The sequence below is a fragment of the uncultured Marinobacter sp. genome (assembly GCF_947488835.1).
Taxonomy (GTDB): domain Bacteria; phylum Pseudomonadota; class Gammaproteobacteria; order Pseudomonadales; family Oleiphilaceae; genus Marinobacter.
In genome coordinates, this window is record NZ_CANLBK010000002.1 from 564,389 (window position 1) to 581,099 (window position 16,711).

Annotated in this window: 15 protein-coding genes; 13 read left to right on the plus strand and 2 right to left on the minus strand. The window is 50.2% G+C overall.

The window, feature by feature from the left end; all coding sequences use genetic code 11:
• The first annotated feature begins 3 nt into the window (after positions 1-3).
• From Q0824_RS11540 to Q0824_RS11550, 3 genes are read left to right on the plus strand one after another with little or no spacing between them, the layout of a single operon-like run.
• On the plus strand, positions 4-1,164 hold the full coding sequence (locus tag Q0824_RS11540) for an ABC transporter permease (RefSeq protein ID WP_298450464.1): 1,161 nt from the start codon (positions 4-6) through the stop codon (positions 1,162-1,164).
• The gene (locus Q0824_RS11545; protein ID WP_298450466.1) at positions 1,161-2,108 is read left to right on the plus strand and encodes an ABC transporter ATP-binding protein; all 948 of its coding nucleotides are present in this window, start codon (positions 1,161-1,163) and stop codon (positions 2,106-2,108) included. The genes Q0824_RS11540 and Q0824_RS11545 overlap by 4 nt, the downstream gene beginning before the upstream one ends.
• Positions 2,109-2,113: 5 nt before the next feature.
• Positions 2,114-2,845, plus strand: coding sequence for an ABC transporter permease (locus tag Q0824_RS11550; RefSeq protein ID WP_298450527.1), 732 nt, complete (start codon positions 2,114-2,116; stop codon positions 2,843-2,845).
• Here Q0824_RS11550 and Q0824_RS11555 read toward each other — a convergent pair.
• Positions 2,743-3,204: a MerR family transcriptional regulator gene (locus Q0824_RS11555; protein WP_298450468.1), complete on the minus strand. Its 462-nt coding sequence runs from the start codon at positions 3,202-3,204 to the stop codon at positions 2,743-2,745. The genes Q0824_RS11550 and Q0824_RS11555 overlap by 103 nt on opposite strands.
• 80 nt (positions 3,205-3,284) lie before the next feature.
• On the opposite strand from Q0824_RS11555, the gene Q0824_RS11560 reads away from it, so the two are divergent.
• A complete protein-coding gene (locus Q0824_RS11560) occupies positions 3,285-4,397 on the plus strand; it encodes an SDR family oxidoreductase (RefSeq protein ID WP_298450470.1) in 1,113 nt (370 codons plus the stop codon).
• A 115-nt stretch (positions 4,398-4,512) separates the two neighbouring features.
• Complete coding sequence (locus Q0824_RS11565) at positions 4,513-5,265, plus strand: hypothetical protein (protein WP_298450472.1); 753 nt, start codon at positions 4,513-4,515, stop codon at positions 5,263-5,265.
• 160 nt (positions 5,266-5,425) lie between these two features.
• On the opposite strand, the gene Q0824_RS11570 is transcribed toward Q0824_RS11565, so the two are convergent.
• On the minus strand, positions 5,426-6,190 hold the full coding sequence (locus Q0824_RS11570) for an ion transporter (RefSeq protein ID WP_298450473.1): 765 nt from the start codon (positions 6,188-6,190) through the stop codon (positions 5,426-5,428).
• 568 nt (positions 6,191-6,758) lie between these two features.
• On the opposite strand from Q0824_RS11570, the gene Q0824_RS11575 reads away from it, so the two are divergent.
• From Q0824_RS11575 to Q0824_RS11610, 8 genes are all read left to right on the plus strand, one after another.
• On the plus strand, positions 6,759-7,394 hold the full coding sequence (locus Q0824_RS11575) for a hypothetical protein (protein WP_298450475.1): 636 nt from the start codon (positions 6,759-6,761) through the stop codon (positions 7,392-7,394).
• A 229-nt stretch (positions 7,395-7,623) separates the two neighbouring features.
• Entirely contained in the window at positions 7,624-7,860 is a 237-nt protein-coding gene (locus Q0824_RS11580; RefSeq protein ID WP_298450477.1) for a hypothetical protein, read from the plus strand.
• Between the two features lie 208 nt (positions 7,861-8,068).
• A complete protein-coding gene (locus Q0824_RS11585; RefSeq protein ID WP_298450479.1) occupies positions 8,069-8,293 on the plus strand; it encodes a helix-turn-helix transcriptional regulator in 225 nt (74 codons plus the stop codon).
• Positions 8,293-10,608: an EcoAI/FtnUII family type I restriction enzme subunit R gene (gene hsdR / locus Q0824_RS11590; protein WP_298450481.1), complete on the plus strand. Its 2,316-nt coding sequence runs from the start codon at positions 8,293-8,295 to the stop codon at positions 10,606-10,608. The genes Q0824_RS11585 and hsdR overlap by 1 nt, the downstream gene beginning before the upstream one ends.
• Before the next feature lie 3 nt (positions 10,609-10,611).
• Positions 10,612-12,408: an AAA family ATPase gene (locus Q0824_RS11595; RefSeq protein WP_298450483.1), complete on the plus strand. Its 1,797-nt coding sequence runs from the start codon at positions 10,612-10,614 to the stop codon at positions 12,406-12,408.
• A 2-nt stretch (positions 12,409-12,410) separates the two neighbouring features.
• Positions 12,411-13,889 carry an N-6 DNA methylase gene (locus tag Q0824_RS11600; RefSeq protein WP_298450485.1) on the plus strand — a complete coding sequence of 493 codons (1,479 nt, stop codon included), beginning with the start codon at positions 12,411-12,413 and terminating at the stop codon, positions 13,887-13,889.
• Positions 13,890-13,891: 2 nt separating this feature from the next.
• Positions 13,892-15,109: a restriction endonuclease subunit S gene (locus Q0824_RS11605; RefSeq protein WP_298450486.1), complete on the plus strand. Its 1,218-nt coding sequence runs from the start codon at positions 13,892-13,894 to the stop codon at positions 15,107-15,109.
• 9 nt (positions 15,110-15,118) lie between these two features.
• Complete coding sequence (locus Q0824_RS11610) at positions 15,119-16,639, plus strand: ATP-binding protein (protein ID WP_298450487.1); 1,521 nt, start codon at positions 15,119-15,121, stop codon at positions 16,637-16,639.
• Positions 16,640-16,711: the final 72 nt, after the last annotated feature.

Here is a 16,711-nt window from a genome sequence, read left to right on the forward strand (position 1 = left end):
TTCGTGCCCGTATCAACAAAGCCACCAACCCGCGTTTTACCCGCGTTAGCACTGGCTGCTTTTGCATGTGTGTGGCTGCTTGATCTTGGCGTGGTGCAGCCCAATCGCATTGTGTCTGGCACCGGCTACGGCCTTTATGCCGCCACCGGTTGGTTTGGGGCGGTGGTTGTGTCGTTCCTGCTGGCGGTTGTCATCGTGCTCGCAACAAGGCTTACCCCGAAGCGTTTCGGGGCGCTGATATTATTGCTCACCACTGCACTGATGGCCCAGCCGCTGCTGCTTGAGGTGTTTGCGCTGCGCAAGCTTCCGGAGGATTCTGCCTATGCCCGTATTGGCATAGGTGCAGGGTTCTGGTGCCTGGCATTTTTTCTGGCGCTGATGCTGCTGGAAACACTGGGACGATACAAGGCTTCCCGCCGGCTGCAGTTTTCAGTGGTGCTTCTGGTTGTCGTAAGTTGGTGGTTCTGCGCCAGCCGCGAAGGGTTGTCCAGCCTATCGCTTATCCGTGAATACGCCAATCGTGCTGACCAGTTTTCCCAGGCTCTGACCACGCATCTATCACTGTCTCTCGGGGCCGTTGCCATCAGTGCGGTGCTCGCGTTTGGTCTGGCTTTGGCCATGGTGAGGCGAGAGCGGTTACGCAGACCTCTGCTGGGGCTGGTCAGTTTTATGCAAACCATTCCTAGCCTCGCGCTGTTTGGGCTGTTAATCGCACCTTTGGGCGCTTTATCAGCCGCATATCCCTTTCTTCAAACACTCGGCATACGGGGCATTGGCTGGGCGCCTGCGATGCTGGCGCTCATTGCTTACAGCCTGTTGCCGATGGTGCGCAATACCTACGTCGCTTTGATGGAAGTGCCCGAGCCTGTGGTCGATGCCGGGCGTGGCATGGGAATGAATGAACGGCAGATATTTTTCAAGGTGAAGCTGCCCCTGGCTTTGCCGGTCATTATTGAGGGTGTTCGGATAACCACAATACAAGCCATTGGCCTGACCGCGGTTGCCGCGCTGATCGGTGCTGGTGGCTTTGGCACCTTCATTTTTCAAGGCTTGGGCCAGGCGGCTATGGATTTGGTATTGCTTGGGGCCTTGCCCACAGTGTTTCTGGCCCTGGCGGCCGATGCCATTTTGTCCGCATTAAAATTCCAGAGGGCTCCCAGATGATTGAGCTGAAAGGCGTCACTCGACGGTTCGGCGACGCCGTGGCGGTGGATAATATCAATTTGACCATAGAAACGGGTGAAGTCTGCGTACTGGTAGGCAGCTCCGGTTGCGGAAAATCCACCACACTGCGGATGATCAATCGCTTGCTACCTCGCACCAGCGGCGAAATTCTTGTGGACGGTGAAGACATCAACAACGCCGACCCCGAGGCACTGCGTCTGAATATGGGCTATGCCATACAGAGCACCGGGTTGTTTCCCCATTGGACGGTCGCTCGCAATATCGGCGTGGTTCCCGACTTGCTTAAATGGCCAGCCCGCAAACGTGATGAGCGGGTCAGTGAATTATTAACCTTGCTGGGGCTGGACCCGGCAACCGACGCCATCAAATACCCTCATCAGCTCTCCGGTGGCCAAGCGCAAAGAGTAGGAGTGGCGCGGGCGCTGGCAGGCGACCCCAATATTCTTCTGATGGATGAGCCGTTCGGCGCACTGGACGCCATCACTCGGGAAAACCTGCAGCAGGAAATGCTGCGCATCCAGAGGCACCTCAATAAGACCACTGTGTTCGTGACCCATGATATTGACGAAGCCCTGAAGCTGGCCACCCGTATTGCTGTGATGGACCAGGGACGGATTATTCAGCACGATACGCCAGAGGCGATTCTTCGGCGGCCCGCATCGGCCTTTGTGGAAAACCTGATAGGCAAGGGGGATCGCGGCCTCAAGCTCCTGGGTTTACGAACTGTGGGTGACGTGATGGCACGCCACCTCCTGCCCAGTCAGTCAGAGCCTTTAGTCGAGGTCCTGAAGGAAACGGACAGCCTGCGCGTTGCTTTATCCATTATGGTTTGGCAAAACTCTGATGAACTTCCAGTGTTCAGTGAGGCTGGCGAAGCGGTTGGCAAAGTAACGCGCGAACAACTTCTACAGGGAGGGGCCTGATGCAAATGCGCTCGTGGATTACTCCGGTTGCCTGGGTTGCTTTGCTGTGCGCTCTGGCTGCATTACTACCCACGATGGCACCGCTGTTTTCGTGGGTGGAGCCGGGAACCGACAATCTTGTTTACACCAGAGACAGCTTCTGGTTTCTGTTGCAGAGCCATATCTGGCTTGTTCTGGTGTCTGCCACCATTGGTTCGCTGGTAGCGGTCTCAGCCGGCATCTTTGTAACCCGCCCAGCAGGCCGCGACTTTTTGCCGTTGGTAAGCCAGATAGCCTCCATCGGCCAGACCGTGCCGCCTGTCGCTGTGCTGGCGCTGGCCGTTCCGGTTATGGGGTTTGGCGAGAAGCCCACGTTCCTTGCACTGGTGCTTTATGGCTTGCTTCCAATCTTGAGAAATACCCTGGCAGGGCTGGGCGGCATTAACCCGACGGTGCTGGAATCTGCTAAAGGGATGGGAATGTCTTCCGCACAAGTGCTGTTCAAAGTGGAGCTTCCTCTCGCCGGGAGAGTGATACTGGCGGGTATACGTACATCCGTTACCATCAACATTGCCACCGCAGCGATTGGCTCAACCATTGGCGCCCGCACATTAGGTGACCCGGTGATTGCGGGGCTGGTGAATGGTAATACCGCCTACGTCTTGCAAGGCGCTATCCTGATCGGCCTGCTGGCTTTGGCTACTGACAGTCTGTTTGAGGCGATAGAGCGGGCTTGGGGCCGGGCATTTTCAATCTGATTCTGTTGCGCTGCGCTGCGTTCCAGCCGCTTCTGTTCATTTTCCAGCATCTGCCTGAGCGACTTCAGCTCCGCAATCTTTTCATCTACAACCGCGCGCTTCTGTGCCATCAGCAAGGCGCCTTGCGCGCAGTCCAGTGTGTCCTTGCGAAGTGCATCCAGAACATCACCGATTTCCTTGAGAGAAAACCCCAGGTCTTTTAACTGCCGCACCATGTGGACGCGCTGAACTGCCTGTTCGGGGTAGTCCCTGTAATTGTTGTCGCGCCGGCTCACTTCCTGCAACAACCCCTGTTTTTCGTAGTAACGCAAAGTATGGCGGCTTACGCCGGTATGCAGTTCCAGCTCGGAAATTTTCATATTAAGTCGTCCAGGCTATTGACCTTAGAGTTCACTCTATACCTTAGGGTTATCACGAACTCAACCAAAAGGATCTTTCTATGAACCTGTTAATTACCGGTGCCACTGGCTTTATTGGACGCCATTTATGTGCCTGCTTAACCGCCCGGAATTACACCGTTGTCGCTCTGATGCGTCGGCCCGATGATCTCCCGGAGCTACGGGCGAGGGTCGACAGGTTGGGGGGAAGCGGCGATTTGATACAAGCTCTACCCGGCGATCTGTCTGCACCCGGATTGGGCATTTCCGAGTCGCTACCTCCTGTGGATGCGGTGATTCACCTTGGTGCCCGTTTTGCCTGGCAGCTGACGCGCAAAGACGTCTACATGGCTAACGTCGAAGGCAGTCTGTCTGTTGCAGAACTGGCCCGAAGACTGAATTGCCGGTTGGTGTTCATCAGTGGGTTTATGCTTGAAAATCTGCAACACCTGAATCAACTGGGTATTGCCCCGGCTAGCCCAGAACAAACCAACTGGCAAAAGGTGTATCGGCGAGCGGGCGCCTACGAAGCCAGCAAATTGGAAGCTGCGCTCAAGGTCAGGTTGTTCGCTGAACAAACCTCACTGGATATGGTGGAAGTCCAGCCGGCAACCGTTGCGGGCCAAAGCCAAACAGGCGAACTGGATGCCGCGCAGCCTTTATATCAATTGCTGGATAATCTGTCCCGGGGGCGCCTTGCACTGGTACCTGGAACGCCTGAACACTGGCTTCCGCTCACGACGGTAGATCACCTGGCTGCTGTGATCGCTGCGGCGGCAATTGCGCAAAATGTGCCGGAGCGATTGTTGTGCCTGGATCCGGACACTCCGACACTTCAGCAAATGCTTGCCATGGCCAGTGGTTCGCTAGGCATTAAAGCACCACGCCGATTCATTCCCTTACCGGTACTGCGCGCAATTCTGTCCATTCCGGGGGTGCCCAAACTGGTGAATACCTACCCGGAAGCTCTGCACTTCATTCAGGCAAAGCGCTTCGACACGGCCAATACGGAGCGGTTTCTTGAGTGCCAGGGGCTATTTCGTCCGAATATAGCTTCGGCGATAGAGGCCAGCGTTTATTGGTATCAGAAGCAGCGAATATCAAACGCTCCAGCCCCCGGCCCTTATGCCGGGCATACATCTGCAACCCCTCCTCCTCACTCAAACGAGGGATAGAAGGTTGTTAATTCAACCGATAATCTTGTTGTGAAGCATAGGAATAGCCCGGCGTTCGCTGTTTTTGCCGAATTTAACTGCAGATGTGCGAACGTCAACACAACGAGGTGTTGATATGAAAAAGCGTTTATTGGCGAGTCTTGCTGTACCGTTTTCTGTCGCTTTGATTGCCGGCTGCGGAGGCAGCAGCAGTGGTGGAGGCGGAGGTGGCAATGGTGGCGGTGGCAATGGCCCCAGTGTTATTGAGGGAACGGCTGCGACAGGTGCGCCCTACACGGGCAGTGATACCATCCACATTATCTGTAAGGGAACCAACGATATTCCCATGATTGTGGATGCGGACGCACAAGGCGAGTTTTACTTGCCGCAGGAGACATTCGATGCACATGGGGCCCAATTTCCCTGCACGGTCGATTTGCAGAGCGGCAATTTGCGGAGTTACACCAACCAGCCCGGAAGAGTTAACCTGACGCCTTTTACTACCTTGGCTTTCCATAGAGCGATGATGGACCACACAGGCCAGACCGCACTGATGGGACTGGATGTGGATACGGTCGACCCTGCAGCTTTTGGCTCTGAGCTAAGCATGGCTACCGGAAATGTGAAGGTTGCGTTAAAAGCAGCGTCCGGTGGCAGTGATGTTCCTTTCGATATCTTTACGGAAGTCTTCAAGGCGGATCACAACAGTGAGTATGATCGCTGGCTCGACGGGTTCGGAGATGCCGTGATAGCGGATTATTCGCTACCAGGCTCAAGTTTTATGAATGCGTTTTTGAGCTTTCCGCTGAAGTATGCCACGTCAGCGGACCCGGCTTCATTTGCGGAGTCAGCGGTAACCCCGCCGTTTACAATGACGGTGCCTCAGTAGATAAGGTGTTTTATTTCAAAAGTGTGGTGGCAGGCAGCAACCACACATTGAAATTCAGCTTCACCCGTGCCGGCACTCGCCGGCATATCTCGTTTTTCGTGCCGGAAAATCGATAACCTGATTAATATAAAACCCTCGCACCCCTCCATGAAGTACTGGGTTATTCCTTGTTTTCACCTGCTTTCTGCCGGGCTTGGAAAGCATCACTGAATGCAGCCGCAAGTATACCTGTTGGCATAGCAACAATACCGATACCTGAAATGGCTGTTAGGCTGGCAAAAAACTTACCGGCAGCAGTGATCGGCGTGACGTCTCCATACCCTACTGTTGTCAATGTGGCCACGCTCCACCATAGAGCCCTGGGGATGCTTCCGAAATCCTCTGGCTGCAGATCAGCCTCGAACAGATAAAGAAAGGCGCTGGAAATTAGCAACAGAATAAAGGCGATCATTGCGCTCATGAGCAGCTCGAACTTGCGTCTCGCTGTAGCTTCCCAGAGAAGGTCCCAAGCCTGTGTGAAACGTCCGAGACGGGATACCCGAAGTATCCTGAATATTCGCGTTAGCCTGATATAGAAAGCCAGGGAGTTGGAGACGAAAGGTGCCATGAACGATAGAAGTGCCAGCAAATCAAAAATGGCCCATCCGGATTTCATGTAACGGAGTCGACCGAATGTACCGGAGTACTTTGGATTCTCCGGAGCGACATACACCCGAAGACCGTATTCAATGACAAACAAAATGAACAGAATCCGCTCAGTTATCAAGAAGACGGACGGGTAGGCCTCCCTGATGGGGCGCTCGGTCTCAATGACCGCCAGCAAAACCGAGACAATGATCAGGGCGCAAATTGCGAAGTTGAAGGAGGATAGCCCCTTTTGGTTCCACGCAGTGGCGTCAACATACCTGTAGAGAAGTCGGCGCATTGTTGTATTTTCCGGAAGTGCCAGTCGCTTTTCAGCCAAAGGTCTTGGGCAAAAGGGATGGCTGGAATGCAATGTTCAAATGGAGGTTACCGGAGCAGTTGGTAAGGGGCAAATGGCCTGAGTTGGGCCGGGCTGAGTGACTCGATAAGAACGGAGGCTTTTATGCCCTGATTGAGATCTGCTTTCACTCAATCGAGGGTCCAGCAGAGCGGTTCAGGAAGTGTTATCAAAAACGAAAAAAACCGGACCGTGAGGTCGCGAATTCTGAGTGGACTTTATAGCCATTCGTGAGGAAGAGTTGGTACCGTGGAGAGGACTCTCCAAGTCAAAGTTTATTATATTTTAAATCAATGGCTTGCTGTCTCTGTTTGGTGGCTTGTGTGCTAGGTGTGGACACAAGCTAATTCCGCATAGCCTATGCTAAATTGCTGGTTGCCTCCAATAGGGTGCCGTATCTGCGAAAAAGGCTTATGGCGCTCAATTCGAATGCAGCTATATTGACAAAATGTGTCGTTACCTTATGGTGAGTATGCAGTTTAAATATACATGAAAAGGACTTTTTTTGAGTATGAATAAGAGAATTTTTTTGGCAGCAGTGGCTGCTTCCGTTATGGCTTCTGGGCAGGCATACGCGCAGTCAGGAGGGCAGGGTGTTGGTGCTAGCAACTTTGCCTACAGTTCGATCGGGGTTAGTCTGGGAAAAGCAACATTGGACGACTCGATTATCCTCGGGGGTGAAGTGTACGAAGACCTTGGTCTTTTTGCATTCGGTGGCAGTCTTCAGGTATTAGACAATCTAGTCTTACTTGCGGGCGTCGACGCAATTGCAAACGATGGACGTAATTCAGAGGTATCGCAAACATCTGTGTCATTTGGACTTAGTGTTCCAATTCCTCTGGGTGATCGCGTAGACCTGGTCCCAAGTCTTGGGTTCTCTCGTGCGGAATTTGAGATTTGCGAATATAACTATTGTGTGTCTGATGACGACTCTTTTGCGGTCTATGGCGTTGGTATTAGGGCATGGGTAGTGCCAAGTCAATTTGAGATCAGTGCTGGTGTTGCTAGCTCCAATCAGGAAGACTCTGATTCAGTTGTCTCACTGGGAGCTCATGGATGGCTTAAAGAGCATCACCGGATAGGGTTGGACTATCAGGATACGGACGGAATATCCTTGCTTTCACTGGGTTATCGATACGTTTTCTAGTAGAGCTATTGGCTTTAATGCAAGAAGGCCCCAGTAGGGGCTTTTTTGTTAGTTATTAACGAACGCTCAGTGTGTGGAAGGTTTCTGTCAGCAAAAAAACTGTGTGCCATATAGATAGGCTGTAGGGTCAATCGGTTTCCGGTTTTGGTTCAAAGAGGGAGAGCTGCGTCGATCTCAAACAGTTTTCCTGTCGGAGTGCGACGGGCAGTGTGTATTTATCAGTCCTGCCGTGACCTCAAACGTCGTTAGCGCAATGCCTGTTGAGAAAATTGTAGAGTTAACCTGGGAACGGAATCGATCTACCGATGTGGTTGAGTTCATGCTTAATGACGAACAGGAGATCGTTGGCCGCTGCGTGCATCCGGTTGATAGCCTGCATTGGCGAGAGTTCGTCTACTGTGCTCATGTGCTGGCGGTGGAGAGTGATCGGCTGGAATACTTGGTTTGCGAGAAAGATCAGTTTTGATCCAACATGCTCCATGGTTAGACGGTGAAAGACCTGCGAACGCATTGAGGTAAGACATTGTATGTCGCTTCGTTGTGTATTCTATTGGTGTGAGCCTGCGCAGCTAAAGCCAAGCCTGCATAATTTAATTTCAACTCACAAAATGCAATGTAAATCTTAAAGTCGTGGTATGCTCCTGTAACCAGATTTTTTAGTCAGAGGCACAGCCATGATCCGCTGCCATCTCGCCCGCATGATGGGCGAGCACAAGATGCGTATTGCCGACGTTGCCAGAGAAACGGGGCTAAGCCGGGCCACGGTGACTCTGCTCTATAAAGAAACCGCGCAGAAAGTGGATCTGGAAGCCATTGAACAGATCTGCGTACTATTCGATTGCAGTGTAGGTGACCTGCTGGAGTTGGTGCCAAACCCAAATGACCAAGGAGCGGCCTGATGGCATCTGAAGCAGATACCCGAGCAAACTATATCGATCCAGCCTTAAGGGCAGCAGACTGGCAACCGAGCAACATCATTCGGGAGCATTACTTCACCGACGGTAGAAAAATGGCCGGAGGTGTACGAGGGCGACGTTGCTTTGTGGATTACCTACTTCACAAAGATAACCGCTATCTGGCCGTAGTAGAAGCCAAAAAAGAGTCCGAGCATCCAACTAAAGGCCTGCAACAGGCAATTGACTATGCGAACAAGCTTTGCGTTCGTTTCGTCTATTCCAGTAACGGCAAACAAACCTACGAATTCGATCTGGAAAAAGGCAAAGGCGACTACATTGAGTTTTACCCAACGCCTGCTGAGCTAGAAAAGCGCTATGTCGGAGAAACCACCGATTTAAGCCAAGAGTTAAGAAACATCCCTTTCCATTTAGAAGGGGCCATGCAGCCACGTTATTACCAAGAGCTGGCAGTTCATGCGGCAACAGACGCTATCGGCCAAGGCAAATCCCGCATTTTGCTCACGCTGGCCACCGGTACCGGTAAAACTTTCATCGCCTTTCAAATTGTTCATAAGGTATTTCAGGCACGCTGGAACCGAGATAATCCCGGTTCACGCAGGCCACGCGTTCTGTTTCTGGCCGACCGTAATATCTTGGCCGACCAAGCCATTAACACCTTCAACCCCTATGAAAAAGACCTGATCAAAATCAACGGGGAAGAAGTGCGTAAACGCAATGGTGTGGTGCCAACCAACGCACACATATTTTTCGCGATCTATCAGGCGATTGCGGAGCGAGAAAACATTGATGGCTACTACAAAGCCTATCCCAAGGATTTTTTTGATCTGGTGTTGATTGATGAGTGTCACCGAGGTGCTGCTAATGACACAGGCTCTTGGCGAGCTATTCTCGACCACTTCAGCAGTGCCGTGCATTTGGGTTTAACCGCCACTCCGAAACGAACAGACAACGTGGACACCTATGAATACTTTGGCCAACCCGCATATGTCTATTCACTGAAAGACGGAATCAATGATGGCTTCTTGACTCCCTACCGAGTTAAGCGAGTTAGAACCAATCTGGATGAATTGGTGCTCACCAAAGATGACGTGATCGTCGAAGGTGAATCTGGCCAGGATTTGTATCAAGTCGAAGACTACGACCGCAAAATTATTGTAGATGAACGCACAGAACTCGTCGCCAAAGCCATCTTACAAAACATCAACCCGCTGGAAAAAACTATCGTCTTTTGTGAGAACCAAAACCACGCGCTGACCATGCGCGACATGATTAATAAATACAAAGCCGTAAAAGACCCGCATTACTGTGTACGGGTCACCAGCGACGAAGGCAAGGTTGGCCGCGAACTGCTGGAAAAATTCCAGGACAACGACAAAGACATCCCAACCATTATTACCTCATCACAAATGCTCACTACCGGTGTCGATGCTCGCAATGTCCGCAACGTGATACTGGATCGAACCATCGGCTCGATGGTGGAGTTCAAGCAGATTGTGGGTCGCGGTACCCGAGTTTTTGATGGTAAGGACTACTTCACCATCGTGGATTTTCGGGGTGCGACCAATAACTTTTATGATGAGGAATGGGATGGCGAGCCCGAAGCGCCAGAGCCAGGCGGAACCCGAGAACCGACACCGCCACCCTACACGCCAGAGCCGCCTGAAGGCGGCGACGGGCCGGAACCAGAGCCAGGTGAGCCGCGCCCGAGGTTAAAGGTAAAACTTGGCAAGCACCGTGAGCTTAAGGTCATCGATATTGAAACCCGTTATATCGACGAAAATGGCAAGCCTCTCACTATTCAGGAGTTTGTTGAACGCTTAATTCAACAACTGCCAGGTTTGTTCACAAGCGTTGATGAGCTTCGGGATATCTGGTCAGATCCAGACCTTCGCGAACAACTCTTGGCCAAATTGGTACAGGCTGGCTTTGATAAAGAACAGCTCTCGACACTGCGCCGGATGTTCGAAGCCGACGACTGCGACATGTTCGATTTGCTGGCGTTTTTAGCCTTTGAACAACCCATGGCTACGCGTAAATCACGAGCGGAAGTAGTGCGAGCGAATAACGCCTTCTTTGACCAGTACCAACAGGAAAAGGCCAAGCAATTCCTGCATTTTGTTCTGAACCGCTACGAGCAAACGGGCGTTACAGAACTGGCGCGTGAGCGCCTGCCAGCGTTGATTGAGCTATCCGGCCTCGGCACCACTAAAGATGCCTCCATGGCCTTTGGTGGCAAACCTGCTCAATTACTCTCTGCCTTCAAACAACTACAACACCAGCTGTACCACGTGAGCTAACCAATGGAACTGAACTTAGCCCCTAACCCATTGTATAGACAAGTGCAGACCTTGCGAGTTGATAAGGTCGCTACGCTGATCGGCGAGAATGGCTCAGGTAAATCCAGTATTTTGCAGTCGGTGTTTGAACAGCGATTAGCCGGGCGGGATCACGAACATCTTAAGGTCGTGTGCTTTTCATCTGGCCAGAACGAGAACTACTCAGAAAAATTCAGTAGCTATTTGAAAAGAGAAAGGCAAGCCGGGCGCGGCCTTAATCTTGACTGCTTCTATTTCGACAAATCATGGTCAAAGCTACTGATCTTTTTAGCAACAGCCATTAAGCGCAACGGCAAAGTTCGGGCTTTCTTGGCTGAACATGATTACGTGACAGAGTCACATCCAGATAAAGACGATCTTAGCACAACTTTCAGATGCGCCTTTAAAGTTGATAAAAACTACATAGCCCGTGTGCAAGATGCACTCAAGCGTGAAGAACGCGGCGAAGCCGATACTCTGCGCGCAACGCCATATTTTCGCTCGCTGGAAAGCTTTATTACCAACCTGATATCCCGTGAGTATGAGTTTGAAGAGCCCCTGCGAAAGCGAACCGTCGATCTCACTGCCAATGGTTTAATTCGGGTTTCTTTCGACTACCCCAGGCAACTCCAGGCGGGTGATGATGAAGCGGAAGCCGGTGAGCCCAACGCACAAGCCATGGCTACCAACTGGGACCCGGAAGTGGCCTTTTTCACTCAGGCCGCCGATAACAACTACTTTATCGATAAGCCACGTTGTCAACTCGTATTCAACAACAATATCGAGCTGGACCAGCTTAGCGATGGAGAATACCAGCTCCTATTCTTGTATGCGCTAATCGATCTGTTCGACTCCGAGAACACCCTGTTCCTATTCGATGAGGCAGACTCGCACCTTCACTATAAAAACGTCGAAAAGCTATGGGGGCTTCTCCACAGCATCCAAGGCCACGCCATCACCACTACACACTTACTCGATTCCATTTCTGCCAAAGAGAATCGTATTGAGCACCTTAAAGTGGTTGAAAAAGGCAGAATCAGCGAAGACAACAAAATCAAGCAATTGATCAATCGCCTGAGTGTACTGTCACGCGCGAAATCAGTGGAATTTGAAGTGTGTGGCAAGCTACCCAACATCGCCTTACTAGATGATTACAACGATTGGATTATTTTTACCAAACTTGCGGCACGTGCAGGGCTAGATATAAACCGCCTAGCCGCTGTGCATGCCATGAAAAAGTCATCCAGCTACGCTACTGCTAACGAAACTTTTGGCAAGGGAAAGATTGATTGGCTCCACGGCCTAAGCAAGATCGAATCCCCCTTGGTCACAACCCAAATTTTTATGATTTGTGATCGGGATGAGGCAGCTCTTGATTGGAGTGCCGCCAATGGCGTTCAAGTGAACGGCCAAGTGTACCGTGAGTTGCTTAGCGCCATTCGCTGGCCGCAAGGTATGAGGGTGACACCCTATTTGCTCGCATGGAAACGCCGCGAGATCAAAAACTATTTGCTCTCATACACAGCATTGGCGCATCACCATCTGCTTGGCCAAATAAACAATGGTGATATTGCGCAGCGCAATCACCTGCAGCCCAATAACCCTGGTGATAACGACGATATTCGCAGGTTGAACGTCAAAGATATTATCAACCCGCTGATTAACACCGATGGCGAGGGCTTGGACCCAGTAAAACTCCAAGCCTATATCGACCTGATTCCGCCTGAAGAAATCAGTGAAGACATCACCAATATGTACAATTTTATTATCGGAAAACTCTAAGCATGTCACTACAACAGAAAATTGACCGTATTACCGACATTCTGCGCCGAGATGATGGCATCAGCGGTGCCATGCATTACACAGAGCAGACCTCTTGGGTATTGTTTCTGAAGTTTCTCGATGATTACGAATCTGAAAAAGAAGACGAAGCGGTATTGTCCGGAAAAGACTATCAACCGGTACTGGATGACGAGCATCGCTGGGCAAGCTGGGCCTGCCCTAAAACAGCTGATGGTAAGTTGGATCTGGCGCGGGCAAAAACCGGGGATGACCTAACCGATTATGTCAACAATCAGCTATTCCCCTACCTGAAACACTTTGCCAATGCCGCCGCAACAAGCGCAGACCCAAAATCTTTTACCTACAAAATTGGCGCAATCTTTCAGTACCTGGACAATAAGGTCGCTTCCGGCCATACCCTGCGTGAAGTGCTGGATATTGTGGATAGTCTCAACTTCCAATCCGAGTCTGACCTGTTTGAACTTTCGTTAGTCTATGAAGGCTTATTGCAAAACATGGGCGATGCCGGTGGTTACGCCGGTGAGTTTTATACCCCGCGCCCAGTAGTTCGCGCCATGGTGCAGGTGTTAGACCCCAAACCCGGCGAGACGATTTATGACGCAGCAGCCGGTTCCTGCGGATTTTTGGTGGAAGCCTTTGAGCACCTGAAAAGTAAAAAGAGCCAACTGTCCACTGAGCAGTGGGATTTCATTCAGCGTGATACGTTCTTCGGTTTTGAGAAAACCTCATTGGCTTACGTGATGGGTATGATGAACATGATTCTCCATGGCATCGAATCACCCAACCTGTTCCGAGGTAATACGCTGACTCAGAATATCCGCGATATTCAGGAAAAAGACCGTTACAACATTATTCTGGCCAACCCACCGTTTGGCGGCAAAGAGAAATCGCAAATTCAGCAAAACTTCCCTATCCAAAGTAACGCCACCGAACTGCTGTTTTTACAACACTTTATGAAAACCTTAAAAAGTGGCGGTAAAGCAGCCATCGTAGTGCCAGAAGGCGTGCTGTTCCAAACCAACAGTGCCTTTAAACAAGTGAAACAAGAGCTACTGGAAAACTTTAACCTGCACACCATTTTAAGCCTGCCAGCTGGAGTATTTTTGCCGTACTCGGGTGTTAAAACCAACGTGCTGTTTTTCGAGCGAAGCGGCGGCACTAGCAATGTGTGGTACTACGAATGTGAGCCCGAGCAAAAACTCACCAAAAACAAACCGATCACCGACGAGCACCTAAAAGAGTTTGTTGAACTGTATAGCCGCCGAGAAACCACTGAGCGCTCTTGGACGGTTTCCGCCAGCGAACTCGCAGAAGACTATGACCTCTCTGCTAAAAATCCAGCCAAACAGAAAGATGCCGAGCATTTAGCACCCAGCGATATCCTTAAGCAGATCCGCACCAAAGAAAAACTGGTTTCAGGGCTGCTGAATGAAATCGAAGACCTGTTGGCGGAGAAATAAGCATGGAACAGGTTTTGTATCAATTGCCGGATGGGTGGGAGTGGCAACAATTAGCAGATGTTGTAGATAAAACTGAAAACTTGAATCCGTTAAAAGACTCGGATCAGCTATGGACGTACATTGACATATCCTCAGTAGATCGTAATCGATTTGTGGTTACAGACCCAAAGAAAATTCTAGGGAAAGATGCTCCATCACGAGCGAAAAAGCATGTACAGCTAAACGACGTGATATTTGCTATGACGCGACCAAACTTGAAAAACATAGCGTTGGTTCGGGATGAATATAGCTCACCAGTAGCATCGACAGGTTTCTGTGTTCTCAGGGCTAACAAAAAGGTTTTACCTGCCTATTTGTTTTATTTTGTCACAACAGATTTTGTTCAAGCGCAAATTGAACCCTATGTCGGTGGCGCTTCATACCCAGCGATTACTGACGGAAATCTTAAAAAGGCACCAATACCTATTCCGAGCATCGAAGAACAAAAACGCATTGTGGAAAAACTCGATGCACTGCTCACCCGCATCGACACCGCCATTGAGCATTTGCAGGAAAGCGTTACACTGAAAAATATCCTTCTTCAATCAGCACTCGATGGTCAATTTTCAGCTATCACTGACCGGATGACGATTGAATCGCTGGTTGAGGTAAAAGGTGGCAAGCGCTTACCAAAAGGTGAAAAGCTAAGCGATGAAGAGGCTGAACACCCATATATCCGAGTTGCAGATTTTACAGATAAAGGAACGATAGATTTATCTGGTATCAAGTACATATCGAAAGAAATCCACGAACAAATCAAACGCTATGTGATTTCCAAGGACGACCTTTATATCAGTATTGCAGGGACCATCGGAAAAACAGGTTTTGTTCCCCCTGAATTGGATGGTGCTAACCTGACAGAAAACGCCGCTAAGTTGGTTATCAAAGATAAAAAACAACTAGATTTAAGCTACCTGTATCTGTTTACATTAACCTCTGATTTCTCTGCCCAGGCAGGGTTAGCGACCAAGACAGTTGCACAGCCTAAGTTGGCGCTAACTCGTTTAAGCAAGATTGAAATCCCAATGTGTTCCTTGGAACAACAAAAAGCTTTGGTTTCGAAAATCGAGGCGCTGAAAGGAAAAATTCACGATGCGGAAGCAGTCCTTCTAGGGAAAATAGAAGACTTGAAAAACTTAAAAGCATCAATTCTCGATTCCGCCTTTAAAGGCGAGCTCTAAGGAGGGAGTATGAGTTTACAAACTAACCTCAAAGGCCGCTTACGAAACACCTCTTTGCCCAAGAGCCATGGCTTAATGCCCGTATTTGAGGCGGTGGTAAACTCCATTCACTCCATCGAAGAAAAAGGAAATGCCGATAATGGCAAGATTGTTCTTCGTATCAATCGAGCTACCCAAGGCGGCCTGGATTTAGACGCCAAAGCTCTACCGCCTATCATCGGTTTTACCATAGCTGATAATGGCTGTGGTTTTGATGAAACCAACTTTAAATCATTTGAAACTCTCGATTCTGATCACAAAATTGACAAGGGCTGCAGAGGTGTTGGCCGTTTGATGTGGTTGAAGGTGTTTGATTTGGTCGAAGTAGAAAGCCACTTTTTCGATGTTGATAGTGGGCCAAAGAAGCGCGAATTCCGCTTCGACGACAAACTGGGTATCCACGGTGAAAGAGTTGTGGCGGCAACCGAACAGCAGTCTGGCACCCTCATCAAGCTGGTCGGGTTTGATGAAAACTTTCGAAAGCAGGTACCCACCAAGGGGCTGTCCATCGCCAACCAATTGCTTGAGCATGTACTCTGGTACTTTGTTCGTCAAGGCAGCGCACCCAAGATTCTGGTTGAAGATGCAGGTGATGTGTTCGATCTTGACCACTTGCTCGAAGAGCATATGCACGCCAGTGCGTTTCTCGAAACCATTACGATCGGTGATTATTCCTTCGATTTAACACACATAAAGTTTCGTGCCTCCGTAAATAAAAAGCACCAACTGGCTCTCTGTGCAGCCAACAGGCTGGTTAAAGAGGAATCTATTCAAGGGAAGCTCCCTGGCCTGTACGGTAAAATTTCAGACGCTTCTGGCGAGTTCACCTACACCTGCTATGTGTCTTCCGATTACCTCAACGAACATGTGCGCAGCGAGCGCACCGCCTTTGATATTGCCGAAGACGTTGAGGACATGCTCAACGAAGTAAGCTTTAAAGTTATTCGCGACGCCGTCTTAGCGCGCACTAAAGAGTACCTAAAGGATGTTCTGGCAGAAAATGTCTCAGCGGGTCGTAAACGCGTGGATGATTTCATTAACAATCATGCCCCGCGCTACCGCCCCATTGCGAATCATGTTGCTGAAGAAATGCTAATTGTTGACCCGGAAAAGTCCGATAAAGAGTTGGAACTACACCTGCATACTCAGTGGTATGAGGTGGAGCGGCAACTGGTGAGCGAGGGCCACGAAATAATGCAGCCTCATAACGAGGAGCATGTAGAGGAATATAAGGAACGGCTGAGTGAGTATCTACGCAAGGCAGAAGACCTCAAAAAATCTGACCTTGCTAATTACGTTTCACATCGCAGGGTGATTATAGATCTGCTACAAAAATCCATCGAGCGGATGGAGGATGGCAAATACGCTCGTGAAGATATGATTCATGAGCTGATCATGCCCATGCGCAAAGAATCCAGCGAGGTTTTCCTAGACTCTTGCAATCTTTGGCTGATTGATGAGCGCTTGGCATTCCATAACTACCTGGTGTAGTGGTTCAATGATTCCGGACACCAACGTAGGTGGTAATATCGCCACCATAAACGAGGTGTCTGATGACCAGAA